Annotated in this window: 24 protein-coding genes and 1 tRNA gene; 8 read left to right on the top strand and 17 right to left on the bottom strand. The window is 57.9% G+C overall.

Annotation, left to right across the window (positions count from 1 at the left end):
* The first annotated feature begins 219 nt into the window (after positions 1 to 219).
* The gene (gene pabB / locus KJF94_RS05690) at positions 220 to 1,557 is read left to right on the top strand and encodes an aminodeoxychorismate synthase component I (protein WP_214381801.1); all 1,338 of its coding nucleotides are present in this window, start codon (positions 220 to 222) and stop codon (positions 1,555 to 1,557) included.
* 146 nt (positions 1,558 to 1,703) lie between these two features.
* On the opposite strand, the gene thrH is transcribed toward pabB, so the two are convergent.
* On the bottom strand, positions 1,704 to 2,321 hold the full coding sequence (gene thrH / locus KJF94_RS05685) for a bifunctional phosphoserine phosphatase/homoserine phosphotransferase ThrH (protein ID WP_214381799.1): 618 nt from the start codon (positions 2,319 to 2,321) through the stop codon (positions 1,704 to 1,706).
* Between the two features lie 173 nt (positions 2,322 to 2,494).
* On the opposite strand from thrH, the gene KJF94_RS05680 reads away from it, so the two are divergent.
* From KJF94_RS05680 to KJF94_RS05670, 3 genes are all read left to right on the top strand, one after another.
* On the top strand, positions 2,495 to 3,235 hold the full coding sequence (locus tag KJF94_RS05680; RefSeq protein ID WP_169370823.1) for a phosphoadenylyl-sulfate reductase: 741 nt from the start codon (positions 2,495 to 2,497) through the stop codon (positions 3,233 to 3,235).
* Positions 3,236 to 3,804: 569 nt separating this feature from the next.
* The gene (locus tag KJF94_RS05675; RefSeq protein ID WP_214381797.1) at positions 3,805 to 5,340 is read left to right on the top strand and encodes an NCS1 family nucleobase:cation symporter-1; all 1,536 of its coding nucleotides are present in this window, start codon (positions 3,805 to 3,807) and stop codon (positions 5,338 to 5,340) included.
* 56 nt (positions 5,341 to 5,396) lie between these two features.
* Positions 5,397 to 6,125: an aspartate/glutamate racemase family protein gene (locus KJF94_RS05670; protein WP_214381795.1), complete on the top strand. Its 729-nt coding sequence runs from the start codon at positions 5,397 to 5,399 to the stop codon at positions 6,123 to 6,125.
* A gap of 115 nt (positions 6,126 to 6,240) precedes the next feature.
* Here KJF94_RS05670 and KJF94_RS05665 read toward each other — a convergent pair whose 3' ends face one another.
* Positions 6,241 to 7,164 (bottom strand): LysR family transcriptional regulator, encoded by a 924-nt coding sequence (locus KJF94_RS05665; protein WP_214381793.1) that lies wholly within the window; start codon positions 7,162 to 7,164, stop codon positions 6,241 to 6,243.
* Between the two features lie 125 nt (positions 7,165 to 7,289).
* Here KJF94_RS05665 and KJF94_RS05660 point away from each other — a divergent pair, with 125 nt between their 5' ends.
* Positions 7,290 to 8,036 (top strand): 3-oxoacyl-ACP reductase family protein, encoded by a 747-nt coding sequence (locus KJF94_RS05660; RefSeq protein ID WP_214381791.1) that lies wholly within the window; start codon positions 7,290 to 7,292, stop codon positions 8,034 to 8,036.
* A 129-nt stretch (positions 8,037 to 8,165) separates the two neighbouring features.
* Here the strand turns inward: KJF94_RS05660 and KJF94_RS05655 are convergent, their stop codons facing one another.
* Positions 8,166 to 8,861 carry an HAD-IA family hydrolase gene (locus tag KJF94_RS05655; protein ID WP_017337442.1) on the bottom strand — a complete coding sequence of 232 codons (696 nt, stop codon included), beginning with the start codon at positions 8,859 to 8,861 and terminating at the stop codon, positions 8,166 to 8,168.
* A 261-nt stretch (positions 8,862 to 9,122) separates the two neighbouring features.
* Here KJF94_RS05655 and KJF94_RS05650 point away from each other — a divergent pair, with 261 nt between their 5' ends.
* Positions 9,123 to 13,991, top strand: coding sequence for an RHS repeat-associated core domain-containing protein (locus tag KJF94_RS05650; RefSeq protein WP_214381789.1), 4,869 nt, complete (start codon positions 9,123 to 9,125; stop codon positions 13,989 to 13,991).
* Positions 13,988 to 14,383 carry a hypothetical protein gene (locus KJF94_RS05645; protein ID WP_214381787.1) on the top strand — a complete coding sequence of 132 codons (396 nt, stop codon included), beginning with the start codon at positions 13,988 to 13,990 and terminating at the stop codon, positions 14,381 to 14,383. The genes KJF94_RS05650 and KJF94_RS05645 overlap by 4 nt, the downstream gene beginning before the upstream one ends.
* 59 nt (positions 14,384 to 14,442) lie before the next feature.
* On the opposite strand, the gene KJF94_RS05640 is transcribed toward KJF94_RS05645, so the two are convergent.
* From KJF94_RS05640 to KJF94_RS05575, 14 genes are all read right to left on the bottom strand, one after another.
* Complete coding sequence (locus KJF94_RS05640) at positions 14,443 to 14,661, bottom strand: hypothetical protein (RefSeq protein ID WP_214381785.1); 219 nt, start codon at positions 14,659 to 14,661, stop codon at positions 14,443 to 14,445.
* A gap of 108 nt (positions 14,662 to 14,769) precedes the next feature.
* The gene (locus KJF94_RS05635) at positions 14,770 to 14,958 is read right to left on the bottom strand and encodes a hypothetical protein (protein WP_214381783.1); all 189 of its coding nucleotides are present in this window, start codon (positions 14,956 to 14,958) and stop codon (positions 14,770 to 14,772) included.
* A 127-nt stretch (positions 14,959 to 15,085) separates the two neighbouring features.
* A complete protein-coding gene (locus tag KJF94_RS05630) occupies positions 15,086 to 15,514 on the bottom strand; it encodes a glycine zipper domain-containing protein (protein WP_017337436.1) in 429 nt (142 codons plus the stop codon).
* 189 nt (positions 15,515 to 15,703) lie between these two features.
* A complete protein-coding gene (locus KJF94_RS05625; protein ID WP_017337435.1) occupies positions 15,704 to 16,075 on the bottom strand; it encodes a hypothetical protein in 372 nt (123 codons plus the stop codon).
* Between the two features lie 310 nt (positions 16,076 to 16,385).
* On the bottom strand, positions 16,386 to 16,574 hold the full coding sequence (locus tag KJF94_RS05620) for a hypothetical protein (protein WP_214381781.1): 189 nt from the start codon (positions 16,572 to 16,574) through the stop codon (positions 16,386 to 16,388).
* A 178-nt stretch (positions 16,575 to 16,752) separates the two neighbouring features.
* A complete protein-coding gene (locus KJF94_RS05615; protein WP_008027329.1) occupies positions 16,753 to 17,073 on the bottom strand; it encodes a YbjQ family protein in 321 nt (106 codons plus the stop codon).
* A 28-nt stretch (positions 17,074 to 17,101) separates the two neighbouring features.
* Complete coding sequence (locus tag KJF94_RS05610; protein ID WP_250548294.1) at positions 17,102 to 18,382, bottom strand: serine hydrolase domain-containing protein; 1,281 nt, start codon at positions 18,380 to 18,382, stop codon at positions 17,102 to 17,104.
* Between the two features lie 125 nt (positions 18,383 to 18,507).
* Positions 18,508 to 19,221 carry a phosphocholine cytidylyltransferase family protein gene (locus tag KJF94_RS05605; RefSeq protein WP_214381777.1) on the bottom strand — a complete coding sequence of 238 codons (714 nt, stop codon included), beginning with the start codon at positions 19,219 to 19,221 and terminating at the stop codon, positions 18,508 to 18,510.
* A gap of 86 nt (positions 19,222 to 19,307) precedes the next feature.
* Entirely contained in the window at positions 19,308 to 19,919 is a 612-nt protein-coding gene (locus KJF94_RS05600) for a gamma-glutamyl-gamma-aminobutyrate hydrolase family protein (RefSeq protein ID WP_214381775.1), read from the bottom strand.
* On the bottom strand, positions 19,916 to 22,231 hold the full coding sequence (locus KJF94_RS05595) for a PEP-utilizing enzyme (RefSeq protein ID WP_214381773.1): 2,316 nt from the start codon (positions 22,229 to 22,231) through the stop codon (positions 19,916 to 19,918). The genes KJF94_RS05600 and KJF94_RS05595 overlap by 4 nt, the downstream gene beginning before the upstream one ends.
* Before the next feature lie 5 nt (positions 22,232 to 22,236).
* Positions 22,237 to 22,986 (bottom strand): class I SAM-dependent methyltransferase, encoded by a 750-nt coding sequence (locus tag KJF94_RS05590; protein WP_214381772.1) that lies wholly within the window; start codon positions 22,984 to 22,986, stop codon positions 22,237 to 22,239.
* Entirely contained in the window at positions 22,983 to 23,567 is a 585-nt protein-coding gene (locus KJF94_RS05585; protein WP_250548222.1) for an adenylyl-sulfate kinase, read from the bottom strand. The genes KJF94_RS05590 and KJF94_RS05585 overlap by 4 nt, the downstream gene beginning before the upstream one ends.
* Before the next feature lie 16 nt (positions 23,568 to 23,583).
* Positions 23,584 to 24,774, bottom strand: a complete 1,191-nt coding sequence (locus KJF94_RS05580; protein WP_214381771.1) for a hypothetical protein — start codon at positions 24,772 to 24,774, stop codon at positions 23,584 to 23,586.
* Positions 24,775 to 25,095: 321 nt separating this feature from the next.
* A tRNA-Ser gene (locus KJF94_RS05575) sits at positions 25,096 to 25,185 on the bottom strand.
* A 310-nt stretch (positions 25,186 to 25,495) separates the two neighbouring features.
* Between KJF94_RS05575 and KJF94_RS05570 the strand changes: the two genes are divergently transcribed.
* Positions 25,496 to 26,185: a crotonase/enoyl-CoA hydratase family protein gene (locus KJF94_RS05570; RefSeq protein WP_214381770.1), complete on the top strand. Its 690-nt coding sequence runs from the start codon at positions 25,496 to 25,498 to the stop codon at positions 26,183 to 26,185.
* The last annotated feature ends 69 nt before the right edge of the window (positions 26,186 to 26,254 follow it).

The following is a 26,254-nucleotide window of genomic DNA, read 5'->3' as shown; positions in this document are numbered from 1 at the left end:
GCTCGGCTGCGAAGCAGTCGTAAAACAGGCTACCTTATTTCCCTGACATAACGGGTTGCCTGTTTTGGGGCTGCTTCGCAACCCAGCGGGAGCAAGCTCCCTCGCCACAGGTTTCGTGCGACCGCTGCTAATCGGTCACTTCGCGACATCCCCTCTAGGAGCAATTCCCCGAGGGGACTACAATCGCCACCCCGCCTCGATGGCTGATCTGCCCCGCCCATGTTGACCTGTTCCGTACACCCGCTGCCCTATCACGCCAACCCTGCCGAGTACTTTGCGGCGATTCGTCATGCCCCCGGTGCCGTGCTGCTCGACAGCGGCCGGCCAATGGCTGATCGCGGGCGTTATGACCTGCTCAGTGCCTGGCCACTCGAGCAACTGACGGTGCTGCCTGACGAAAGTGGTAGCGATTTCCTTCAGCGTCTGCGCGTCAATCTGACAAAGCTCGGCGAAGCGGCTGTTCCGCTGGACCTGCCCTTCGCTGGCGGCTTGATGGGCTATCTGAGCTATGACTTCGGTCGGCATCTGGAAAGCCTGCCGAGTCAGGCGCGGGACGATCTTCAATTGCCCGATGCGCGTTTCGGACTGTACGACTGGGCGCTGATCAGCGATCACCAACGGATGACCAGTCAGTTGGTGTTCCACCCGTCACTGATCGACAGCGAACGTCAGCGTCTGATCACGCTGTTCACTCAACCCGCGGTCGCAGCGGTCGAGGCGTTTCAACTGAAATCGCCGATACAGGCCGACCTGAGCGCTGATCAATATCGCCGAGCGTTGGAACGCATTCAGCAGTACATTCAGGCGGGCGACTGCTATCAGGTCAACTTCGCCCAGCGTTTTCGCGCCGAGTGCGAAGGTGATCCGTGGGCCGCGTACTGCGCGTTACGGGCGGCATGTCCGACGCCCTTCTCCGGTTTCCAGAGCCTGCCCGACGGTGGCGCGGTGCTGAGCCTGTCGCCTGAACGCTTCGTCAAAGTCAGCGAACGCCACGTTGAAACCCGCCCGATCAAAGGCACCCGCCCCCGCGGCCTGACCGCCGCCGAAGATGCGGCGAACGCCGCCGAATTGTTGGCCAGCCCCAAGGACCGCGCGGAAAACCTGATGATCGTCGACCTGTTGCGCAACGATCTGGGTCGGACTTGCCGCATCGGCTCGGTGCGGGTGCCGGAGTTGTTCAGCCTGGAAAGTTACCCGAACGTGCATCACCTGGTGAGCAGCGTAACCGGCGAACTGGCGGATGACCGTGACGCGTTGGACCTGATCGCCGGTAGCTTCCCGGGCGGCTCGATTACCGGAGCCCCGAAGATTCGCGCCATGCAGATCATTGATGAGCTGGAGCCGACCCGACGCGGGTTGTATTGCGGCTCGTTGCTGTATCTGGACGTGCGCGGCGAGATGGATAGCTCCATCGCGATTCGCAGCTTGCTGGTGAAGGATGGGCAGGTGTGTTGCTGGGGCGGCGGCGGGATCGTTGCGGATTCGGAGTGGCAGGCCGAGTATCAGGAATCGATCACCAAGGTGAAGGTGTTGCTCGATACCCTGCAAAACCTGTAGCTTTTGTGGCGAGGGAGCTTGCTCCCGCTGGGGTGCGAAGCGCCCCCAAAACCAGACGCCGCATACCTTCAGGTAGAACGCATGCGCCGGCTTTACGACTGCTGCGCAGTCGAGCGGGAGCAAGCTCCCTCGCCACAAGGTGGTAATTACACGCTCAAAGCGCGGTTGGAAGCCTTGATGAACTCCTGCTTCAAATCCTCAAACGTGTGCACCGCCGGGAACTGCGGAAACTCGCGAATCACGTTATCCGGCGCATGGAACAGAATCCCCGCATCCGCCTCGCCCAGCATCGTGGTGTCGTTGTACGAATCCCCAGCCGCAATCACCCGATAGTAGAGGCTCTTGAACGCCAAAACCGACTGACGCTTAGGATCTTTCTGACGCAACTGATAGCTCGTTACCCGCCCGGCATCGTCGGTAATCAGACGATGGCAGAGCAAGGTCGGGAAGCCCAGTTGGCGCATCAACGGCTGCGAAAACTCGTAGAACGTATCCGACAGAATCACCACCTGAAAGCGCTCGCGCAGCCAGTTGACGAACTCGACAGCACCGTCCAGTGGCTTCAGCGTGGCGATCACTTCCTGGATGTCGGTGAGTTTCAAGCCATGCTCATCAAGGATCCGCAGGCGCTGCTTCATCAGCACGTCGTAGTCGGGAATGTCCCGGGTGGTGGCCCTGAGGGATTCGATCCCGGTTTTTTCGGCGAACGCGATCCAGATTTCCGGGACCAGCACACCTTCCAGATCCAGACAGGCAATTTCCACAAGACACTCCCATTTGTATTGATTATTGAGTCGAGCGAGCAAAAGGACTGCCGAACTCTAGCGACTCGGGCCGGCCTGCGCAACGCAGAGGGCGCGCCAGTCTCTGCAGGATTTTGTTACCATCAGACCCATATAGAGCGCCCAGCGCCACCGACCTGTAGGAAGCCGCCCTGATGAGCCCATCGTTCGATGTCGTGGAACTCGCCACGACCTATGCCAACAAATCCGCCCAGGACATCCTGAAACTCGCGTTTGCCGAGTTCGGCGATGACCTGTGGATATCTTTCAGCGGCGCCGAGGATGTGGTGCTGGTGGACATGGCCTGGAAGCTGAACAAGAACGTCAAAGTGTTCAGCCTCGACACAGGCCGCCTGCATCCCGAGACTTACCGTTTCATCGATCAGGTGCGCGAGCACTACAAGATCGAGATCGAACTGGTGTCGCCGGACTACACGAAACTTGAACCGTTCGTGAAGGAAAAAGGCCTGTTCAGCTTCTACAAGGACGGCCATGGCGAGTGCTGCGGCATCCGCAAGATCGAGCCGCTGCGTCGCAAACTCTCTAGCGTGACGGCTTGGGCTACCGGCCAGCGTCGGGACCAGAGCCCTGGCACCCGCAGCGCCGTCGCGGTGCTGGAAATCGACACTGCTTTCTCCACTCCGGAACGCACCCTGTACAAATTCAACCCACTGGCGCAAATGACCAGCGAAGAGATCTGGGGTTACATCCGCATGCTTGAGCTGCCGTACAACAGCCTGCATGAGCGCGGCTTCATCAGCATCGGCTGCGAACCGTGCACCCGTCCGGTGCTGCCGAACCAGCACGAGCGTGAAGGCCGCTGGTGGTGGGAAGAGGCGACGCAGAAAGAATGCGGGTTGCATGCCGGTAACATCATCAGCAAGTCCAAGGCGTAACCTCTGCCTGTGCAACTCCCTGTAGGAGCCGAGCTTGCTCGCGATAGCGTTCGAACAGTCAAAATAGATGTTGAATGTCAGTACGCTATCGCGAGCAAGCTCGGCTCCTACAGGGCGTGACTGGCTTTATAAATGTGTACACACGAATGTCACCATCGGTGCCATTTATGTGTGCATTTTTTGTTTCAGCGCCCCAAATGGTTACATCCGCCCTTCCTGCATTCCTCCGTAGACCTTCCTCGCGAATCCCGCTGGAAAATAAATACCTGTTCACCCGGCCAATTTATATCGCCTTAATTTCAATCACTTATCCAATATCAATAACAAAACGAAATTAGCAGCGAAAATCATAGACCTCTGGCTGGCATGGATCTGGCTTAAGTGCATGCATGTTTTGTATACAATCACATCAAAACATACACACACTTTGGATCCGCAAGCCTGAAGCGCCCTATCCCGTACAGGCTGCAGATGCCCCGTAACCAATGATGCTTGTTGCCCGCGACGAAGATTTGTCGAGCCCACGCTCATGCACAGTCATCGCGACGCCAAGCTCGGAGCCTGCCGGAATGCGTACTAGCCTCCCTAATAACAACATCGCGCTGGATCTGCCCTCCTTTCCACCCACTGCTAACGATCAAACCTTTCCAGAACCCGTGGTGCTCAGCCCGCGCCTGCACAACAAAGACCTGGCGCCGACGAAAGCCGAAGGCCGGCGCTGGGGCCGCTACAGCATTTTCGCCCTGTGGACCAACGACGTTCACAATATCGCCAACTACTCCTTCGCCATCGGCTTGTATGCGTTGGGTCTGGGCGGCTGGCAGATTCTGCTGTCGCTCGGGATCGGTGCAGCGCTGGTGTACTGCTTCATGAACTTGTCCGGCTACATGGGCCAGAAAACCGGGGTGCCGTTTCCGGTCATCAGCCGGATCAGTTTCGGTATCCACGGGGCGCAAATTCCTGCATTGATCCGCGCCGTTATCGCCATCGCCTGGTTCGGTATTCAGACGTACCTCGCCTCGATTGTGTTTCGCGTGCTGCTGACGGCGGTACATCCGGGTTTCGCCGATTACGACCACAATTCGATCCTCGGTTTATCGAGCCTGGGCTGGGTGTGTTTCGTCGCCATCTGGCTGGTGCAACTGGCGATCCTCGCCTACGGCATGGAAATGGTGCGGCGCTACGAGGCCTTTGCCGGACCGGTGATTCTGTTGACCGTCGCGGCCCTCGCCGCCTGGATGTACTTTCAGGCCAACACGACCATCGCCTGGTCAATCCGCGAGCCGCTGACCGGCGGCGAGATGTGGCGCAACATCTTCGCCGGTGGTGCGTTGTGGCTGGCGATCTACGGCACGCTGATCCTCAACTTCTGCGACTTCGCCCGCTCTTCGCCGTGCCGCAAGACGATCAAGGTCGGAAATTTCTGGGGCCTGCCGGTGAACATTCTGGTGTTCGCCGGCATCACCGTCCTGCTGTGCGGTGCGCAATTTCAGATCAACGGCCGGATCATCGAAAGTCCGACGGAAATCATCGCGTCGATACCCAACACCTTCTTTCTGGTACTTGGGTGCCTGGCGTTCCTGATCGTCACCGTGGCGGTGAACATCATGGCCAACTTCGTCGCCCCGGCCTTCGTGCTCAGCAACCTGGCGCCGAAATACCTGACCTTCCGCCGCGCCGGGCTGATCAGCGCGACCATTGCGGTGCTGATCCTGCCGTGGAACCTCTACAACAGCCCGTTGGTGATCGTGTATTTCCTGTCCGGCCTCGGCGCCCTGCTCGGCCCGTTGTATGGCGTGATCATGGTCGACTACTGGCTTGTGCGAAAAGGTCAGGTCAACGTGCCGCAGTTGTACAGCGAGGATCCCGATGGCGCTTATTACTACAGCCGTGGCGTCAACTTACGTGCGGTGGCGGCGTTCATTCCTGCAGCGCTGATCGCCATCGTCCTGGCGCTGGTGCCGGGTTTCCACCTCGTATCGCCCTTCTCCTGGCTGATTGGCGCCGGCATTGCCGGGATGCTTTACCTGATCATCGCCAAGCGGCAGCCCCACTACGCGGACGTCAGCGGTGAAGCCATCGCGGTCGACAACGTCAGCCATTAACCCCATGACGGCCCGGCACCGTCGGGCCGCAGAACCACCCGCTATAAGGACTTCCCATGCGAATTCTCGTGGTCAACGTCAACACCACTGAATCCATCACCCAGGCCATTGCGCGTTCGGCTCAAGCCGTGGCCGCGCCAGGCACCGAAATCATCGGCCTGACGCCGCATTTCGGCGCCGACTCCATCGAAGGCAATTTCGAAAGCTACCTGGCCGCCATCGCCGTGATGGACCGGGTGATGTCCTACGACCAGCCTTTCGATGCAGTGATCCAGGCCGGTTATGGCGAGCACGGTCGCGAAGGGTTGCAGGAGTTGCTCAACGTGCCGGTGGTGGACATCACCGATGCGGCGGCGAGCACGGCGATGTTCCTCGGTCATGCCTATTCGGTGGTCACTACGCTGGACCGGACGGTGCCGCTGATCGAAGACCGCCTGAAATTGTCCGGGCTCTGGGACCGCTGTGCGTCGGTGCGGGCCAGTGGCCTGGCGGTGCTGGAGCTGGAATCCGATCCGCAGCGGGCGCTGGAAGCGATTGTTCGTCAGGCTGAACGGGCTGTGCTTGAGGACAAGGCCGAGGTGATTTGCCTCGGCTGCGGCGGAATGGCCGGGCTGGATGAACAGATTCGCCGGCGCACCGGGGTTCCGGTGGTGGATGGTGTGACGGCGGCGGTGACCATTGCCGAATCGCTGGTGCGGTTGGGGTTGTCGACGTCGAAGGTGCGCACTTATGCGACGCCGAGACCGAAGAACATAGTCGGTTGGCCGGGGCGGTTTGGCAGGTAGACCGCGTTATCGTTCATCGCGAGCAGGCTCGCTCCCACAGGGATCTATGTCGTTCACAAATCCCTTGTGGGAGCGAGCCTGCTCGCGATGGCAGCACCTCGGTCCAAAGCCAGACTCAAACCGCACTAAACCGCCGCCCCAACCCCTGCTCCGCAAACTGCTCAATAATGAAATCCACAAACGCCCGGGTCTTCCCCGGCAACAATTTGTGTTCAGCGTAGTAAATGGAAATGTTGCCATCGTCGACGTACCAATCGGGCAACACCCGTTGCAACGTCCCCGCCTCCAGATACCCCGCAGCAAACGGCATGCTCACCAGCGCAATACCCAACCCCTGAGTCGCGGTCGCACAGGCCGCTTCCGAATCGCTCATGGTCATCCGCGCCTTGAGCGTCAGAGGACTGTGTTGCTGAGTGCGACTGGTCAACTGCCAGGAACGCACGCGACCCGTCTGCGGCGACCGAATGAGGATGCCATCGTGATGTTTGAGATCATCGGGTTCAACGATCGCCTCACGCCCCGCCAGATAGTCGGCTGAAGCCACCAACACCCGATGGGCCGGCGTCAGCTTGCGCGCCACGACGCCTTGCGGCAGTTCGAATCCCCCACCTATCGCGGCATCGAATCCCTGAGCGATCAGATCGACCTGTCGGTTATCGAAATGCCAATTCGGGTTGATTGCCGGAAACCGCCGCAGAAACTCACCCAGCAACGGCACGACATACAATCGTCCGAACACCGTGCCCATGCTGACTTTCAGCGTACCGGCCGGGCGTCCTTCGGCGCTGGCGAGGTTAGCCACCGCATTCTGGATCGTGAGCAGGCTGGAGCTGACTTCGCCGAGAAACAGCTGACCGGCCTCGGTCAACGTCAGGCTGCGGGTGCTGCGCTGAAACAGCCGCACACCGAGGTGCGCTTCAAGTTTTGCCACACTCTTGCCCACCGCTGCGGGTGTCAGGCTCAGTCGCCGTGCGGCTTCGGCAAAGCTGCCGACTTCGGCACTGCGCACGAAGCATTCGATACTGCTGAAGGTTTCCATAGGCGCCACTATAAACTTCTGGTTTACACAGACTATCGCAATTACCGGCTACTCAGCGTGTAATCGGGAATCGATACTAGGCTCCATCAACCGAGACATCTCGCCTCGGGACTTTGGAGATCGACATGACTACTCAGAACCTCAGCGGCAAAGTGGCTTTGATTCAAGGCGGGTCTCGCGGCATCGGCGCAGCCATCGTCAAACGCCTGGCCGCTGAAGGCGCGACCGTTGCCTTCACTTACGTCAGCTCCACGGCCAAGGCCGAAGAACTGCAAAACAGCATCACCGGTCTCGGCGGCAAAGCGTTGGCCATCAAGGCTGACAGTGCCGACGCCGAGGCCATTCGCAACGCCGTGAGCGCCACCGTCAAGGCCTTCGGTCGCCTGGACATCCTGGTCAACAACGCTGGCGTGCTGGCCGTTGCCCCGCTGGAAGATTTCAAACTCGAAGACTTCGACCAGACACTGGCGATCAACGTACGCAGCGTGTTCATCGCCACCCAGGCTGCCGCGAAACACATGACCGAAGGCGGTCGCATCATCAACATCGGCAGCACCAACGCCGACCGCATGCCCTTCGCCGGTGGCGGCCCGTACGCGATGAGCAAAGCGGCGCTGGTCGGTCTGACCAAGGGTCTGTCCCGGGACCTCGGCCCGCGCGGGATCACCATCAACAACGTGCAACCGGGACCGGTCGATACGGATATGAACCCGGCCAGCGGCGACTTCGCCGAAAGCCTGATCCCGCTGATGGCGGTGGGTCGTTACGGTAAAGCGGAAGAGATCGCCAGTTTCGTTGCCTACCTTGTGGGGCCGGAAGCGGGCTATATCACTGGGGCGAGCCTGACCATCGATGGTGGTTTTGGCGCCTGATACGGCCCAGTCATACGCAAAGCAAATGTAGGAGCGAGGCTTGCCCGCGAAGGCGTTCTGTCAGTCAACATCAGTGTCGATTGACAGAACGCCTTCGCGGGCAAGCCTCGCTCCTACATTATTTGCGCGTTACGCCCACTCGAGCGCGGGCAAACCGCAAGCACCTGGCGTGAACGCTTTCAACGTACGAAGAATGCCATCAGCGTGTGCGTATTTTTCGTCAGCCATCGCCGCATCGGGAATCGCAATCGCCGTCATCCCCGCCGCTTTCGCCGCCGTGACACCGAACGGCGAATCTTCGAACACCAGGCAATCCTCGGGCGCCACGCCCAGGCGTCGTGCTGCCGTGAGGAAAATATCCGGCGCCGGTTTGGCTGCGCCGACCTCCGGGTCATCGGCCGTCACGATGAAGTCGAACAGCGCAAACCAGTCGCGGTGCAACGTGGTTTTCTGGCCGAACGACTGACGCGAAGAACTGGTGCCCACCGCAATCGGGATGTTGTTGGCCTTCAAGTGCCGAACCAGTTCCTCTGCACCGGGCATCGCCAACGCGGTAGGAAAACGCTCGCGCATCAGCGGCTCGCGGATCACCAGAAATTCCTCGGCGGTGATCGGCAGTTCCAGCGCCTCGACCACATAACGCGCCAGATCGCCCGCGCCGCGGCCGATAATGTTCTGTTTGACGCTCCAGTCGAAGGTCCGGCCGTAGCGCCCGGCAATGATGGACGTGACCTCGGTGTAAATGCCCTCGGTGTCCAGCAGCAAGCCGTCCATATCGAAAATCACGGCTTTGATCGGGCCGAACTCTTTCAGCGGTGCATTCATCGCATCTGATCCGTTTTTAACGACATCCCGACCGATTCAGGTACGGCTGAATCGCGGATTGGATTAAAGGTTTCAGCAGCATAACGAGCGCGGCCGACATAGAGCAACGGGCAATCTCCCGACGCTGATAGAACCTGTTCCGAAGCGCTGCCCATGATTTAGCGATTCGCCCTACACCAAACGCCTCCTTTCCCGACTTCTTTCCCTGTTGATCCCCCGCAAAGTCACGCGACCAAAATCGACCCGCGCGAGGGACTGCGAATGTTCAACCCCGACAAGGTCCTGGCCTTGAACAACGCCATCGGCCTGCTCGTGGTCGCCGCCATGAACCCCGGGCAACCGGACGTCGAAGCGCTGCTCGGGGATTTTCGTCTCTGCCTCAACGACTACGAAGCCTGGGCGGAAAATTTCTGGACCGGTTGGGCGCTGGACGTCGAACAGGTGTTCAAGGTCGGCAACGACGTTCGCTTGAGCGCACCAAAGGATTCCACCACGCCTGTCAGTTCGACACTCGCCACGTGCCCGGCCAGCGGCCCTTTGACCCTGGTGCACCTGTTTGAAGCCGCGCGCTTCGTGCCGATCGGCGATACGCCGGTGATGCTCGAACCCCTGTTGGCCGAAGACAACGGCGTACCGACGTTTGGCGAGCCGATTCACAAAGTCATCGGGCCCGGCGGCATTCTCGAAATCCCTGAATGCTGGCGTGGCCAGCGTTACCGCATCACGTTCTTTCCCGACGTTTCCACCGAACACGTCAAAGCGCTTTACGCCTCTTATCAAAGCGTGATCGACGAACTTGAAGGCTGGTTACGCAGCGAGTGGACGACCGAGTTCGAGCCATTGTGGGCGGGGTTTTCCGAGGCAGGGTTCACTGAGCGTTATGGCTTGCTGCAACGGGCCGATTGGCGTGGCTTCGAGAAGTCGTTGCACGGTTTGTGGGATGACGTGAAACAGGTCTTTGCCCTGATGGCAGACCTGCAAGCCAACAGCGAAAAACTCCTTGAGTACCTGACCGCCTTTGAGCTCGAGACGCTACTGGGCGCATCGGCCGAAGCCATCGCCAACGTGTTGCTGGTGTTAAGCGATGAGCCGTTGATGTTCATTCACCTCGCGGCTTTCACCAGTTGGTTGCGCATGCTGCCGCCGCAGTACGTCGCCGAGGTGGTGGCGGAAATTCGCACAGAGATACTGATCGGTTTCCTGCTGGTGCGCCTCACGAGTCCTGCAGGCCTGAACGTCGGCATGAGCGCCAAAGTACTGGGCAAGCTCAAGTCCGAGCGAGCCCGACAATGGCTGGCGGCGGCGAGTTTGCGACTGGCCGGGCTCACGGCGGGTGCCGACCTTACCCGTCACGCGGGCGCGCTTAAACCTTTGATGGTCAATGCTCGTAACGCGCCGCTCACACCTGCGCCGGCCGTTCCACTGCAGATCACTGACAGTCAATCAGCGGTTGTGCAGGTCAACAATCCGCTCGCCATTGCTCGCAACAAGTCCCAAACCAGGACCCGCCTGACCCGGCAGGAACATCGCGATGATGCCTCCGTCCCGGCGAAAAACCCGAACGGCGACAGTGTCGATTCAGCGGACAACACCGCGACCAACGGCTGCCCGGTGTCGATGGTCACCGGTGAGGAACTGCTGACCCTGATCGATGGCTCGCTGGATGGTCTGTTGCCGTTCGAGTTCACCCGCGTATATCGCACCAGTGCCGTCGAAATCGACGGCGGGCTCGGATTTGGCTGGAGTCATTCCCTGGCGCATCGGCTGGAAATCGACGGCAACAACGTCAGCTGGATCGACCATGAAAACCGTCGCATCACTTTCCCGCTGCCGAACAGCGAACGACCGGCCATCCACAACAGCCTGTCGCGGGCGGCTATTTATCTGGGGGACGAGCCGGAAGAACTGGTCATCGCACTGGCCGGCGAAGCGGCGCGCTTTTACCACTTCCGGACAGGACGACTGACGGCCGTCAGCGACGCCTATGGCAACCGGTTGACGGTGCAGCGCGACAGGTCCGACAGAATCATGCGCCTCGACAACGGCGCAGGGCGTTCACTGCGATTGCGCTATGAGCGCCGACACCTCGTCGCCGTCGAGTATCAGAGCTTTCACCCAGCCGCCACGCTGGAAGACGCCTGGCGTACCGAGCAGACACTGGTTGCCTACCGCTACGACGCCTGCCATCGCTTGATCGAAGCCACCAATGCCCTCGGTGAAAGCGAACGCTACGACTACGACGTCCAGCAGGTTATTTTGCAGCGGCAACTGGCCGGTGGCGCGAGTTTCTTCTGGGAATGGGAAAGGTCCGGCAAGGCTGTGCGATGCGTCCGACATTGGGCGTCGTTTTCGCAAATGGATACGCGGTATGCCTGGGATGACAATGGTGGTGTGCGGGTAAAAAACGTCGACGGCAGCGAAGCGTTTTACCGGCACGATCATCAGGCGCGGCTCGTGCAACGGGTTGAACCGGACGGGGCGGAACACTTCAACGCCTATGACGACCAGGGCCGGTTGATCGCCGAAAGGAATCCGCTGGGGGCGATTACCCAATATCGCCATGACGAAATCGGGCGACTGATTGCCCTGATTCCACCTGAAGGCGAGCCGACCTCCTACGAATACCGCAATGGTTTCCTGCATGCGCAGTACCGCGGCAAAGCCGTGTGGAAGTACCAGCGCAATGCCCAAGGTGACGTCACCGAAGCGACTAATCCTGACGGGCATGTCACCCACTATCACTACGACGAAAAAGGTCGCCTGCTGTCGGCCCGTTATCCGGACAACAGTCGGCATCTCTTCCTTCGCAATGCCCTGGGGCAGTTGATCGAAGAGACCTTGCCGGATGGCAGTCAGCGGCGTTTTTCCTACAACGTGCTTGGCCGGCAGACGACTCGTCAGGACGAACACGGTGCCGTCACCCGGTACGAATGGGACGCCGCAGGACGATTGATCCAGACGACGTTTCCCACAGGCGCCAGTCGCGCCTTCAGCTACAACGCCTACGGCAAGATCGTTGCCGAACGTAATGAGCTGGGCCGCATCACCCGTTTTGAATATGCCGATGATCTGCACCTGATCAGCCGCAGGATCAATCCGGACGGTACGCAACTGCTTTATCGCTACGACAACGCACAGCTACTGCTGACCGGGATTGAAAACGAATCCGGCGAGAAATATCAGCTGGACTACACACCCAATGGATTGATCCGACAGGAAACCGGGTTCGACGGCCGCCGCACCGCGTATGCCTACGACCTGAACGGTCATCTGCTGGAGAAAACCGAGTTCGGTGATGACGACTCGAAACTGATTACCGCTTATCAACGGGATTCGACTGGACGGTTGCTGGTCAAGACGCTGCCGGACGGCGTCAACGTCGAGTACCGCCATGACAGCCTTGGGCGGCTGGTCAGCGTCGATGACGGCAACGATCACCCGCTGGAGTTCGAGTACGACCAACAGGACCGGCTAGTCACCGAACACCAAGGGTGGGGCACGTTGCGTTATGGCTACGATGCCTGTGGACAACTCAATCATCTGCGTCTGCCGGACAACAGCAGGCTCGATTACCACCATGCCAAGGGCGGCGCACTGACGGCCATTGACCTCAATGGCGCCCGCCTCACGTCGCACACCTTCGTCGCCGATCGCGAGCAAACCCGACGTCAGGGCCTGTTGCTCAGCGAATATCAGTTCGACGACCAAGGGCGTCTGAAGGCCCACGCCGTAAGCCAACAGCAGCAATCGCTGTATCGCCGCGATTATGCCTACAGCGCCAATGGCAATCTCGACAGCATCGCCGACACTCGCCACGGCCAGCGCAGCTACCACTACGACACGCTCGACCGCCTGATACGCGTCCGCCACTCCCGCGATCACCAACCGGAAAGCTTCGCCCACGATCCGGCCGGAAATCTGCTGATGCAGGACCGCCCTGGCGTAGCGAAGGTGCTGGGTAATCGCCTGCTGATGCAAGGCGACCGGCATTACGATTACAACGCCTTCGGTAACCTCATTCGCGAACGCCGGGGCACAGCGCAAAAACTTGTCACCGAATATCGTTACGACTGCCAGCATCGGCTGATCGGTGTCACGACGCCGGATGGGCGTTACGCGAGCTACCGCTACGACGCCTTCGGCCGCCGCATCGCCAAAACCATCGACGGCAAAACCACCGAGTTTTTCTGGCAGGGCGACAACCTCGTCGCCGAAAGCGGCCGCGAGCATTACCGCAGTTACGTCTATGAACCGGGCACATTTCGCCCATTGGCCATGCTCGACGGCAAAGGTCCTCGCAAGGCATGCCCGTTCTACTACCAACTCGACCACCTCGGTACACCGCAAGAACTGACGGATTACAGCGGCGAAATCGTCTGGGCCGCGCGATACACCGCCTACGGCCGCCTCACCCGCCTGAACCGAGACACCCACCAGATTCTCGACCAACCGTTGCGGTTTCAGGGTCAGTATTTCGATTCGGAAACCGGGCTGCACTACAACCGGCATCGGTACTACCAGCCGGAGCTTGGACGGTATTTGACGCCGGATCCGAGCAAGTTGGCTGGGGGGTTGAATCAGTACCAGTACACGCGGAGTCCGACGGGGTGGGTTGATCCGTTGGGGTTGAGTGAGTGTCCGGGGGCGGGGAAATGCGGGGCGGCGGGTGAGGATCCAACCAACAAGGCAACCGTAAAAGGTGCTGAACCCACATTGCCTAAGCCGAAGGGAGAAGACGATTACTTATACCGCGGAGATGACCGAGAGCCTGATGATGTGTTCGAAAATGGCTTTAAAAGTAAAGGAAAAAGCAATGATCTGTTGCTCCACTCTATCGACAGTGACCACCCACCGAGCAATTTTATTAGCACATCAACATCGAGAGATATGGGAAAAACTTTTGCCACCGGCTTCAATACGAAAATAGGTTATCTCTACACACTCCAAAAAATCCCCGGATACGACTTGGAGAAAGAGCTTGGTGCGATGTATCAATTCGATAGGGAAAAGGAAATAGCCATACCAAACCGGATTAAAAACGAGGATGTCCTCGGAGCAACGTTGATCATTGATGACGGTAGAGAGTTCGGCTATTCCATACCCAACCCAAACAGGAAAATCAGGAAATGACATCTGAAGTTGAATTGACAATCAGAATTGATGGAACAAAGGAAACAGCTCAACTGATCTGCGACAGCAAAGCCGTATCCATAACTTTTGTGCTGGGAAACGGTGTCCACAAAACATATGCAGATACTGACTTTTACAGGTGCCTTGGCAGGATTCGAGAAGACAATCCCCACATTCAATTTCTTTGTAAAGGATCAAAGGTCAACGTTCACCCCTCCAGCATGTCTTCACAGATGTCTCGCGGCCTAAAAGCGTACGAATTAACGCTGGGTAAAAAAGCATCACTCGACGACATCGTTTACATTTTTGACTATGACGAAGACAACTTGACGAACGATCCGGAAGCCCAACGAAATTTCTTCAGAAAATGGATCGAATCAGAAAAACAATAACGTGGTTAACCCACGTTATCTTCTTGAGGTATGGCTCAAAGTAACAGTGGCTACAGGTATCAACTCGGCTCGTCAGAGCCATCCTTCCCCGCAATATCAGGATCATCTGGCAGCGCTTCAACATCGGTATCCGCGCGCTTTACATCACCGTCAGGCACCTGTTCCACACCCGCCTCATCATCCGGCGGCCGCTGATCGCGACTCAGCGAATCGGTCGGCGAAGGCAGTGGGTATTCAGGGGTGTCGTCGATGTCAGTGTCTTTGGGATCAGCGTTCATAAAGCACCTCTCAAGGGGCCTGAAAAACAGGTCCTGACATTTCGATGCCAGCGTGACGAATGCAGTTCGATCAAGGGGACGATCGGTCACCCCGATCGCAGCGGCTGATCATTGCTCGTCTTCGTCGTCATCCTCGTCTTCAAACTCTGTCTGGCCCACGTCACCCGCGTCATCGGCATCGTTAAGCGGCACCGTCGCATCATCCATCAGCGACCCCGGATCTTCATTACCCGGGTCATTGATAAACGGCAGTCCGCTTGGACCTTTTTCTTCATTGCCTTCGGTTTCAGGCGTCATGGCATACCTCTCGATATTCAGGTGTGTATGAAGTTCGAGGCAACGTGGGGGCCAATCGTTCCAGAGTACTTCTCGCGAAAACGAAAAACCCGGCGCCAGGCCGGGTTTCTAGTCATTCGCTATCGGGTCAGCGATGTTTATTCCTGTGTTTATTCTTGTGTTTGTTTTTGTGCCCGTTTCCGGAATGGGAACTGCCGCTGTCGGTGCCCAGGTTGTTGCCCACCGCGCCACCGGCTGCACCGCCCAGGCCTGCGCCGATGGTTGAACCGGTCGAGCCACCGAGGCTGTTACCAATCACCGAGCCACCTGCCGAGCCCAAACCACCACCGACGGCCGCTGCGGTGCGGCTGCCTTTAGGCGCGCCAACCGCACTGCCCGCCGCGCCACCCACACCGGCGCCAATCGCTGCACCTGTGCTGCCGCCCATTTGCTGGCCGACCACGTTACCCAACGCACCGCCAATACCACCGCCAACAGCCGCGGTGCCGTCACCGGCAGCCATCGCACCTTGAGCGACCAAAAGTCCCAGAACCAACGTGGACAATGTCAAACGCATGATATGAACCTCTAATTCCGCAACGGGGGAAAAGAACGCGCTACGGATCGGCGGAGTCTAGCACCTGCCCCCACTGAATCCGCTCAGCGATGACGTTTTGACCGCTAAAGATGCGCTAGCTGCGAAGGAGAAACAGCCAGATACAAAAAGCCCGGCATCAAGCCGGGCTTTTGAACTGATCTCTCAGAATCAATGACGCTTGTGACCCTTGGCCAGGTTGCTGCCAACGCCACCGCCCAATGCACCGCCCAAACCAGCGCCGATGGTGGAGCCGGTCTTGCCACCCAGGCTATTGCCGATTACCGAGCCGCCCGCGGCACCCACACCGCCGCCGATTGCGGCTTTGGTGCGGCTGCCTTTGCGTGCTGCCACGGCACTGCCAGCTGCGCCCGCTACACCGGCACCAATCGCTGCGCCGGTGCTGCCGCCCATGCTTTGGCCGACGACGTTACCCAGCGCGCCACCCAGACCGCCACCCAGCGCGGCCGTGCCGTCGCCAGCAGCCATTGCACCTTGAGCAACCAACAAACCCAGAACCAGGGCGGGCAGTGTTAAACGCATGACAAGAACCTCAAAAATAGGGGGAAATCAAAAAGGGTCGAGATTGAATGCTTTAGCGGCGAGAAAGTCCAGACGCACGGACCCAACCTCGCCATTGGCGACGGTTGGACAACGTTTATGGAAAAGGTTTTATGACAGGCAAAAAAAAGCCCGCTGGGGAGACGGGCTAGGTGTTGCTTTCTAACGGATGAGTTGAGACTACGTAAGACCTTGTGAAAACTTTGTGAAAAAGCCGGGTAAAAACAGGCGTCAGCAAAAAATCATTCAGGCATAAAAAACCCCGCTCGATGACGGGGTCTATTCATGGCAGCTACTTCCTGACCGGTGCCGCTACCTTGGGTAAAAATTTCGCCTTCGGTCCCTGGCGCACCATCGTTTTCATCTTGCCGAGCTTGACCTCATCATCACCAAAGCCCGACACATAATCTGTCTGGCCACACTGCACGCAATTGTTGATCGGAAATTCAGCTTCGTCGTCTTCGATATACGGATCAGCCATCTTTTCACCCCTCTCAAATGCGGGATCGACACCGGCAAGCCCTATTTGCCTGAAACATATCGACCACCAAGCTTTTGAGACTAGTCGGTCACTACCGGACTTGTAATTCATATTTCCGATGCCCGACGAATGGGCTACACCACTTCCTACAAAACCAACACATCAATTCGTACCGGACTCACCTCAGTTTAACGGCCGTCCCGGTGACGAAAACCACTACCATCCCGCCCTTCCCGGCCGGCATGCTGATCTCATAATCAAGCCCCACCACAGCGTCAGCCTGAAGCGCTCGCGCCCGCTCCTTGATCTCATCGGTCGCCTGAATCCGCGCTTCCTTCAACGCACGCTCCAATGTCTGAGAGCGCCCACCGAAAAAGTCCCGCATCCCGGCGAACATGTCCCGAATAACGTTAACGCCCTGCACTGACTCGGCGCTGACGATGTCCAGGTAGGCGGTGATTTGGCGGCCTTCGATGGCGTGGGTTGTGGTGGTGATCATGGGTTTTCCTTTTTCAGGGCCTTGGCACTCAAGGCAACCGGGATAAATGTTGAGCCAGCGCATCAAACGCCGGCAACGTAACAGGATCGTTGGCCGCGTTGCTGGCAACGGGATGGGAAGCGTATCGAACAATGACCATCTGGGCCGCAGGGTTGACATAGATGCGCTGCCCATGAACGCCTCGCGCCATGAACGCCTCACCCGCCTTGTTCGTCACCCACCACATCGACCGGTAGCTCCAGCCTTTCAACAAATCGTAACCGGCCTTGGCAAATGCTTGCTTGTCGCCGCCACGACGGATGTCATCGACCACCGCTTTGGGCACGATCTGTTGGCCATTGAATCGACCGTCATTGCGTAGCATCTCGCCAAACCGCGCCAGGTCCCGCAAACCGGTATTCAAGCCACCGCCGGCAAACGGAGTGCCGATGGAGTCCACCGTAAAATAGGCATCCTGCTCGACACCCAGCCGACTCCAGATACGCTCCGACAATAACTGCGCGACATTTCGACCGGTCACTCGAGCGATCACCCAACCCAGAACGTCGGTGTTGACCGTCTTGTAGGCGAACGCGCTGCCGTGTTCGCCTTGCAGTTGAACCGTCTGCAAAAACTCGTAGTAACTTCGCGGGCCGGTGTAGTCCTTCGGCTTGGGGAGCGGGCTGCCAGCTTTTGCATGAGCCCAGACTTCAGCGTTCGGGTCGGCGTAGTCTTCGCTGTACCTGAGCGCGGTGGTCATATCGAGGACCTGACGCACCGTGGCACTGCCAAAGGCAGATGCAGCCAGTTCGGGGACGTAATCGGCGACAGATCTGTTCGCATCGATTTGCCCTTCGGCGACCAACATCGCGCCCAGCGTGCCGACCACGGACTTGGTCACCGACATCGCCGCGTGCTGGCCTTCAGGTTTCAGCACGCCGAAGTACCGCTCGTACACCACCTTGCCACGGTGCATCACCACAATCCCGTCGGTGTAAGTCGCGGCCAGGGATTGATCCCAGGTCATCGACGTCTTCGCGCCGAGCGGCGTGAACGTGAGGGTGTCGATGTCTTTGCGCAGCGCGGACGCTAACGGCACCGGAGCAGCCAAACCCCGTGAAACGTTGATCGTTGGCATGAGCTGGCGGAAGTTCGAGACGCTCCAGCGCATCGCCGGGAACTGGAAGTAGCTGACATCTTCGAAGCGCACAGTGCGATCGGCGGGCGGTGGCGAGCCGACCATCCAGCCGAGTGTTGCGGGGTCGCTGGCGTTTGCGTCCGGGAAGGTTGCAGGGGTAGATGCAACGGCCAGTGAACAAGCAGCGAACATCGACACGGCTGCGATCGGCATGACTAGCCAACGGGATGCAGCGACAGGATGAGCCATGATTCCGATTCCGTTCGAGGGGGCCTGGCAACTTTCAACGGGCGAAATCGCAGATCCCAGGCTTCCCGTTATTGATACAAAAAGAGATCTTCAGCAGAGTCCACCTCGCCCCACTCGCCATTGTAGGCTACGGCTTGTATCGGGACCCGCCCCGCATCGATGACTTGCTGAAGGGTGTTGGTCATATGCACTTTGTCACATTGTTCCGGGGTTAACGCCGAGCGCAGCCGCACGACTTCTGCCCAAGCCTCAGGCGTGAAGCGCAAAAGCCCCATGTATTGGCCTTGAACATCATCGACTGATTGCGGCTTGTTGCCGATTTCAGCCAAGGTGTTATCGGAGGTCAGTCGGAACGTTTCGGCATCCAGTAATGGATCGCCAAAACGCTCGGTCCAAAGTGCCAGCCAGTTCGGGTCATAGGTGACGGCCAGGGAAGCCTTGCATGTCATCAACGACTGAACCGCTACGGGGCTGTAGAAGATGTCGGAATAACTGACAATGCACGGTTCGTCCTGCAACCAGGCTTGCGCACAGGCCAACGACGACACCATGTTGGTTTGCGCCCAACGTGAATTATGGAATTCGATCATCCCCCGGCCTGCCAACAACTCGCGTTTGTAGCCGGTAACAATGGCGATCTCGTCAACGCCTGCATCGCGCAGCGCGGCAAGTTGCCACTCCAGCAGTGTCTTTCCGCGCAATTCGACCATGCATTTCGGACGTTCATCCGTGAGGCTCTTCATGCGGCTGCCACGCCCGGCAGCCAGAATAATGGCTTTCACAACTGTTCTACCTCATGAAATTTCGAATGGACTCGTCGCGACGAGTTGGGCTCCCAGTACCACTTGTTCCGTCAGAAACAACGTCCTTATTCGCAGAACAATTGCTTCAATCGATGAACGTCGTGTGCTGCAAAAACGTCCTCTCGCTCCGGGTGCCACATCCAGCCTTCCCACGGCAGGCTGAAGTGTCGGATGGCTTCGATTTCACCGTCTTCACTGCGCGCCAGGACCTCGAACTCTGGCGGACAACCGGCAAGCGCCAAGCCGTGGTAACTGTTCACCTCGGCAACAATCTTTCCCGACAATTGATGCCGGGTTCGAACATGACCCGTTACCGGTTTTAGCTCGCCCCCGGACCAGTGCGCGATCATCTGCATTCCCCGGCAAATTCCAAGTACAGGCAGGCGATAGGAGCTTGCATGGTCGAGTAATCGGCTTTCGGTCAGGTCGCGTGCCGGACATTCGCCGATGTCATTTCCGCCCGAAAGCACAATGGCGTGGGGCAATGCCGTGTTCAGCCAGTCATGCAAGGCATCCCGCTCCCCGTCGACTGTTTGCAGACATAACCCGTTGGGCACCGGCACCGGCAAAAAACCGGCAGCCAGTACAAAAGCGATCAGACGCTGGTCGAGCGCATCACGTGTTTCGCCGCGTTCTGGGAACGCATCCACACGCTGGCTGATGGCAACGACCTTCATGCCAGCATCTCCACCCAGCGGCCGGGACAGTCCAGGTGCAGGCGTTGGGCCGCCGACCAGCGGCGATAGAGCACTTCACCGGCACCGATGACGGCGGGCAAGCCGAGTTCACCAGCGCGAATCGCCATGTGTGAATTGGCACCGCCCCATGCCGTTATCAACCCGGCAATCGGGTAAGCAAACAACCAGTCAAATCCCGGGTCCGCGTTGGGAATGCAGACAATCGCCCCGGCGAGCTTTTCCCGGTCATCGCTGCCCACCACGGGGGCTGTCACCTGTTTCTGGGTGATGAAGTTGGGGGCTGTTTCCGGCCACTCGAAAGACCAGACATCCTCAGGTCGGGTAATCACCGGCGGCAGCGACAACTTGAGGGTCTTTTCGTAGCGGGCCTTGCCCTGCTCAATGCTGTGCAACAGCACATCTTTCGGGTCGGCTGCCGCAACGTGCAGTTCCTGGAAGGCACCGATGTCGCAATAGGCCATGTCCTCGCGGCTGATGCCGTGCTGGGCGCCCACTTCGGCAATCAATGCCAGGGCATCCGAGAGATTGCGGGTGAAGTGGAACTTGGCCAGCTCACGCAGCTCGATCCCGGCTTGCATGAAATCCAGCAACCCGACGGGATCCGGTTGCAGGCCGTGCTCTTCCAATTGCTTCACGATTTCGCGCATCTGAGGAAGGGTCAGCGAAAAAGGTTGCACCGGTTCCGGGGCCGATGGACGTTGCGTCCAGTCGAAGTAGAGTTCCGGCGCTTCATCGTAACGGGGTGAAAGGATGTCGTAGGTGCCCGGGCGCAGGTGGCCGTATCGCGCGAGGAAGGTCGCCTTGTCCAGGGTCGCTCGGTCACGCGCCAACTGGCCGCTCACGGTAGAGACGCCCGCCATGAAGCAATCGTAGTCAGCTTGCGAAAAAACGCCCACCGTCACCAGGGATTTAAGCATCTGCACCGCGACAAATCCGGCACGTGCCAGACCGGCGAATGGCAGGGTGCCGTAGCGTTTGGCATCCTCCAGCAGCCAGTAAATCCGCTCCAGAGGATCGGCGTTGGAGGCCAGCAACTCTTCGCGTCGCGCATTGAGCGTGTCGAGCTTGGCGGCGTCGGCGCGCCATAAGCCGTCCTTGGGATGAACGATGCGGTTGGTCAGCTTGCGCAAACTGGTGCTGATCGCCTCCAGCTCGTGCTCCAGGAACCCGGCACTGGCCAAACGCTCCAGCCGCTGCGACAAATCCAGTGTGTAGCACGAGAACACGATCTCGAACTCCACTTTATCGTGCAGCGTCGGTTCGGCCAGTAACCGATCGATGTAGTGATCGACCAGTCGCCCTGCCAACCCCTCATCAAGATCTGCCGGGATGAACGAGTTGAACGACAAGCGTACATCGATGTACGGCAGCCCGAAGAAATGCGGCATCAGCGGGAAGCTACGCAAGTTGCGATAGCCGTAATTGTGGCGCTGGTAGGCCCAGATTGAATCAGTCACCAGATCCCGGTACAGCGAAAGCGCCAGCGGTTTGGGACGGATACCGATAATCTCGGCCGGATTCCAGTCCGGCATCACGCCATAGACAGTACGTTGGCCGATCAGGAATGGGTGCGGCTGCATGCCCCGCGCCACCTTGCGCTGAATACTGTCCAGACGAGCAGCCTGGTCTGTTTCGGATTCCGCAGGTGTCGGCAGGATCAGTGGTCGGGCCTGCAAGAGCCAGAGCACCTCGCCCGCGGCTTCGCGCGTGACAGCGAACTCGCAATCGACCGGGACGCCATCGAACAATTCCAGCAACTCTTCGAGCAAGGCAATCATGGGAACGAGGCTGGGCGGGGGCGGCACTTCGCTACGTGCCGCTTGCTGCCACAACCGACCGCCCATGCCGCTGGTGACCGATGCCGTGTCACTGCCTTCCGACCAGTTCACCACCCGATACGGCGCACAGGTATTCGGGTCGTGGGAAAAGGCGACACCGGACCGAACCACATTCGCCAGCATTGGCTGAATCAGTACCTCGTCTGCCAGGTGTGTATCGCCATAACTGGCGATCACCTGTTCAATGGCCGACTCCAATTCTGCTTCAGTGACATCAGCGATCGAGAGAAAAGCCCCCGCGCCGGACGCTTGCGCGCCATCTTCGCGCAGACAACTGGAGCGCACGATCCACGGACCGTCCCCCAATCGTCCCCGGACATCACGAAAACAGGCGTGCCGCCCCATCTGCCAGTCCCTTACGGTGAACGACAGCAAGGGAGCAATGCGAGCCGACCGGAGCCGCTCCTGAAGGCCGGACAATGTGCCGGCCTTGGTAGAGAAATGCAGCGCCATCGGCATTATCTCAACTGAGCAACCCAGATATTGGTCGAGTACGGAATCTGGATCGAGGCCGTATCAAGGCTTCTCAGATAGTCGTCGATTGCGCTGATCACCTCATGGAATTTCGCACCGGCTTGACGCTCCAGTGTCGCGTGGGAACGCCAGGCTTCCAGGCATTCCTCAATGCTTTGCTCGTGAATGACGCGCGCATCAAGATGAACAACAGGTCCGAACAGCGCACTGGCATCGATCACTGCCGTTTGGTCTTCACGACGGGTGCCGTAACCGTAACCCTGTACCCGCTCTTTAATGATGGCTTCGATTCGGGCCTGGATCGGATCTTCAAGATTGCGGTGATTCCACATGCAGGCAAACCAGCCGCGAGGCTTGAGAATGCGCGCGGTTTCCTTGAGTGCCTGCTGGCGATCGCAGACATTGAAGGAGCTACCGAAGGTGACCATGTCGAACGCTTGGGATGCTTGACCCGTGACTTCGCCGGTGCCTTCATGCCAACGAACATTCGAGAGGTCGGCGGTACGCTTGATGCCATTGGCCCGCATTGCATCATTCGGCTCCACGGCCACAACATCCAGACCACGAGCAGCCAGCATGAGGGTCAGGTGTGCGACGCCTGCGCCGACATCGCAAAACTTGTCGCCCTTCTCGGCACCGGCAATGGAAAGCATTGCGTCGATCGCGGCATCGGCGTAGTCAGGACGCTTCAAGTAAGCGTCGGCCAGAGTGGAGTAGTCCCATTCGGTTTTCATACCAACTTCCTTCTAAAAAAATGGTGCAGCACGTTTTCAGTCAATGTTTGTATGGAGCGGTCAGGGTCAAACTCCACTACCCAGTCAGCCGCGTCCGGTTCATCAATCGCTAGATCGAGCCCCGCGACGTTGTTCAACTCGCCCGCATCGAACCGGCGATATATTCCCTTGGGGTCCCGGCGGCGCAACTCCTCCACCGGCACCTTCAAATAAACCTCGAAATAACCAGGCAAGTGGGCACGGTTCCAGGCATGAACCTCGCGGAACAGCGAAATCGTGGCGATCACGACTGTGTGTCCTTGCGCCGCAATGACTCTGCACAGATGGGCATATTGCATGGCCAGCGCCAAACGCCCCTTACGCCCATGGTTTTGCGAATTGGCAGCGGTTGCGCCAAAGACGTCGCGCAGTTCGTCCCCGTCCAACATGACAACCGAGTGGCCACGGCTTCGAAGCCCGGCAACGAACTCGACAGCCAACGTTGACTTACCCGCGCCCGACAGGCCGGTAATCCAGACGACTTGCCCGGTTGGATCAGCGCTCATATGACCTGACTCAATTTGGGGTTTAAACGTATTCATTGCCCGAGATCCACGATCACTGTGCCAGGCTTTCTGAGGGCCTGGTCTGTCGTTGGTTAATGGCTCCGTAGGAGTCAATCACGAATTGACAAAATACAGACTCGTGCTCTTTCTCAACCAGATCTCGAAACACTTCATCTGGATGATGCAGTCCGCTGTATTCTGACTCGTAGAACTTCTTGTATATAAAATACTTCTGCTCGGATGTGAGCAAAGTAAATCCAAGCGCCATGTCTTTAAGTTCATCGCTGTTTTTGGCGATGGGTAACAAGCCGTCCATTTGTTCCAGCCAGGACTGAATAATGGGATTGCTCTCGCTGGTAGCCGGAACGTAATAAATCGGGAGCTTGCACGTACTCAGCATAAAAGAAACGCCACCGGTCGAGGCGTCAGTGATGACGGTGTCACATTGACTATAAAACTCTTTACTGCTTTTTTCGGTCTCATCAATGGAAATCCATGCACACTGAGAAAGCTGCCTGCAAATATCCATTACAAGCGGGTGTTCCCTGTCCGTCATGTAAGGCCGCAAAATAAAACTGGCGTTGGGAATCTGCAGCTTTACTGCATTAATAACGACTTCCAGGTTCTCATACAGATTGGCGCCATTGGGGCATATGCCAAGCTGGGTCGGCAGCAGACCTATTACATACTCCCCCAAAGTTCGCACTTGCTCTTGGGGATGCTCAAACATTGCGGGAACTTTGACTGGCAGCACAGACACAGCACTGGTTGCTCGAAGATCCGATCGCCACAACTCGCCTATCGGCGCGATGAGCGATGCACGCCTCTCACGTCTATAAAGCCCAAGGCCAGTTTTAACAAGATCAAAACTCGATCGGGACGAAGAAACAATCGCATCCCAAAAAGACATCCACGCAGAGTAATAATATCTGTCCTGGGTGGGCATACCGACATTGCCATGCGCTACATAAACACCAAAGTTTGACACATCAAGCAGGCGACCGATCGAAGCATCGTTCGAAAAGATTACTTTTGACTTTAGCGTCAAGATGAATTCCAGCTCCACTTCTTCAACTGGATAATTCAGAATCTGCTCTGCTTCGTACTTGCTGATACCGACCTTATCCGTCTGAAGCACTGTGCAATCATATTGATCACGAAGAGAGTTCAATATCGGCTGTAGGTATTCAACATACGTTTTCCCGCCATTTAATACATTGCTGACCAAGTAAACGCTTTTCATAAAAAAAAATGCACCTTCAAAGCTTTCCCAAGCAAACCGGTTCCAGGAAAATATACGCAAAGAGGTGGAGAAGTAGTTGATCTTGCTCTGGCGCTTCTCCCTTCAGCGCGTGTACGTCCTTGTTGTGAGGCATATCAGACTAAAGTCGTATTAAACTTCCTTTAAAAATCCACTAAGGAGCTTCAACTCCGGACCACGAATGGATCGAATATACCACGCGTGGGCAGATTGCCACCTGCCGAACGGCAATTCTTTTTCAGGTGCCGAAACCACAAAACCCCTGACTTCTTTCGAAATCAGGGGTTCTGGTTACATCGAATTTGGCGGTGAAGGAGAGATTCGAACTCTCGATACAATTTCTTGTATACACACTTTCCAGGCGTGCTCCTTAAGCCACTCGGACACTTCACCGTATCTCTTCAAACATGTTCTGTCTGTCGAGGCGCGCTAATGTAGTCGAAAGCTTTTCTGATGGCAAACTTTTTTTGCAGAATTTTCATGCGGTTAGCGTTTTAGACGTTCTGCGGGTTTCGGGGCACGGCAAACCTGCCAATCTCCGGCGTCGCGCTCGCTTCTCTATATAGAAGGCAATGCATGGCGGGCGCGGCGAGCCGGGCTTGTCCGAAGGGGGAAAGCGTGACTGGCGGGTCAGTCACGGCGCTTTACCTGGCCTGCGGTGGTGGGTAACGTCTGCCTCAACTTTCATACAAGGAATAGCGTCATGAGTGAGTTGATTTCCTACCACCTCGAAGACGGTATCGCGACCCTGACTTTGAGCAACGGCAAGGTCAATGCCATCTCTCCGGATGTGATTGCTGCGTTTAATGCTGCGCTGGATCAGGCGGTGACTGATCGTGCAGTGGTGATCATTACCGGTACTCCCGGGATTCTGTCGGGCGGGTATGACCTGAAGGTGATGACAGCCGGCCCTAAAGAAGCCGTCGCGCTGGTGACGGCCGGTTCGACCCTGGCCCGTCGTCTGCTGTCGCACCCGTTCCCGGTGATCGTTGCATGCCCGGGTCACGCGGTGGCCAAGGGTGCGTTCCTGTTGTTGTCGGCGGATTACCGCATAGGTGTCGACGGTCCGTTCAGCATTGGCCTGAACGAAGTGCAAATTGGCATGACGATGCACCATGCCGGTATCGAGATCGCGCGTGATCGTCTGCGCAAATCGGCGTTCCACCGGTCGGTCATCAATGGCGAGATGTTCAATCCGCAGAGCGCCGTGGATGCGGGCTTCCTTGACGTGGTGGTGTCGGCCGAAGAGTTGCAAGGCACAGCACTGGCGGCGGCTCGTCAACTGAAGAAGATCAACATGACCGCACACAAAAACACCAAGCTGAAAGTGCGCAAGGCACTCCTGGAAACGCTGGATAAGGCGATCATCCTGGATCAGGAGCATATGGGTTAAGCCCAAGCACGCTCCACCGAACAGCCCGACCGTCGTGTCGGGCTTTTTCGTACATGCGCTGTTGAAAAG

It is taken from the genome of Pseudomonas hormoni (assembly GCF_018502625.1).
In the GTDB taxonomy this organism is placed as follows: domain Bacteria; phylum Pseudomonadota; class Gammaproteobacteria; order Pseudomonadales; family Pseudomonadaceae; genus Aquipseudomonas; species Aquipseudomonas hormoni.
Note: the sequence above shows the minus strand (reverse complement) of the source record. Positions and strands in the feature narration are given on the sequence as shown.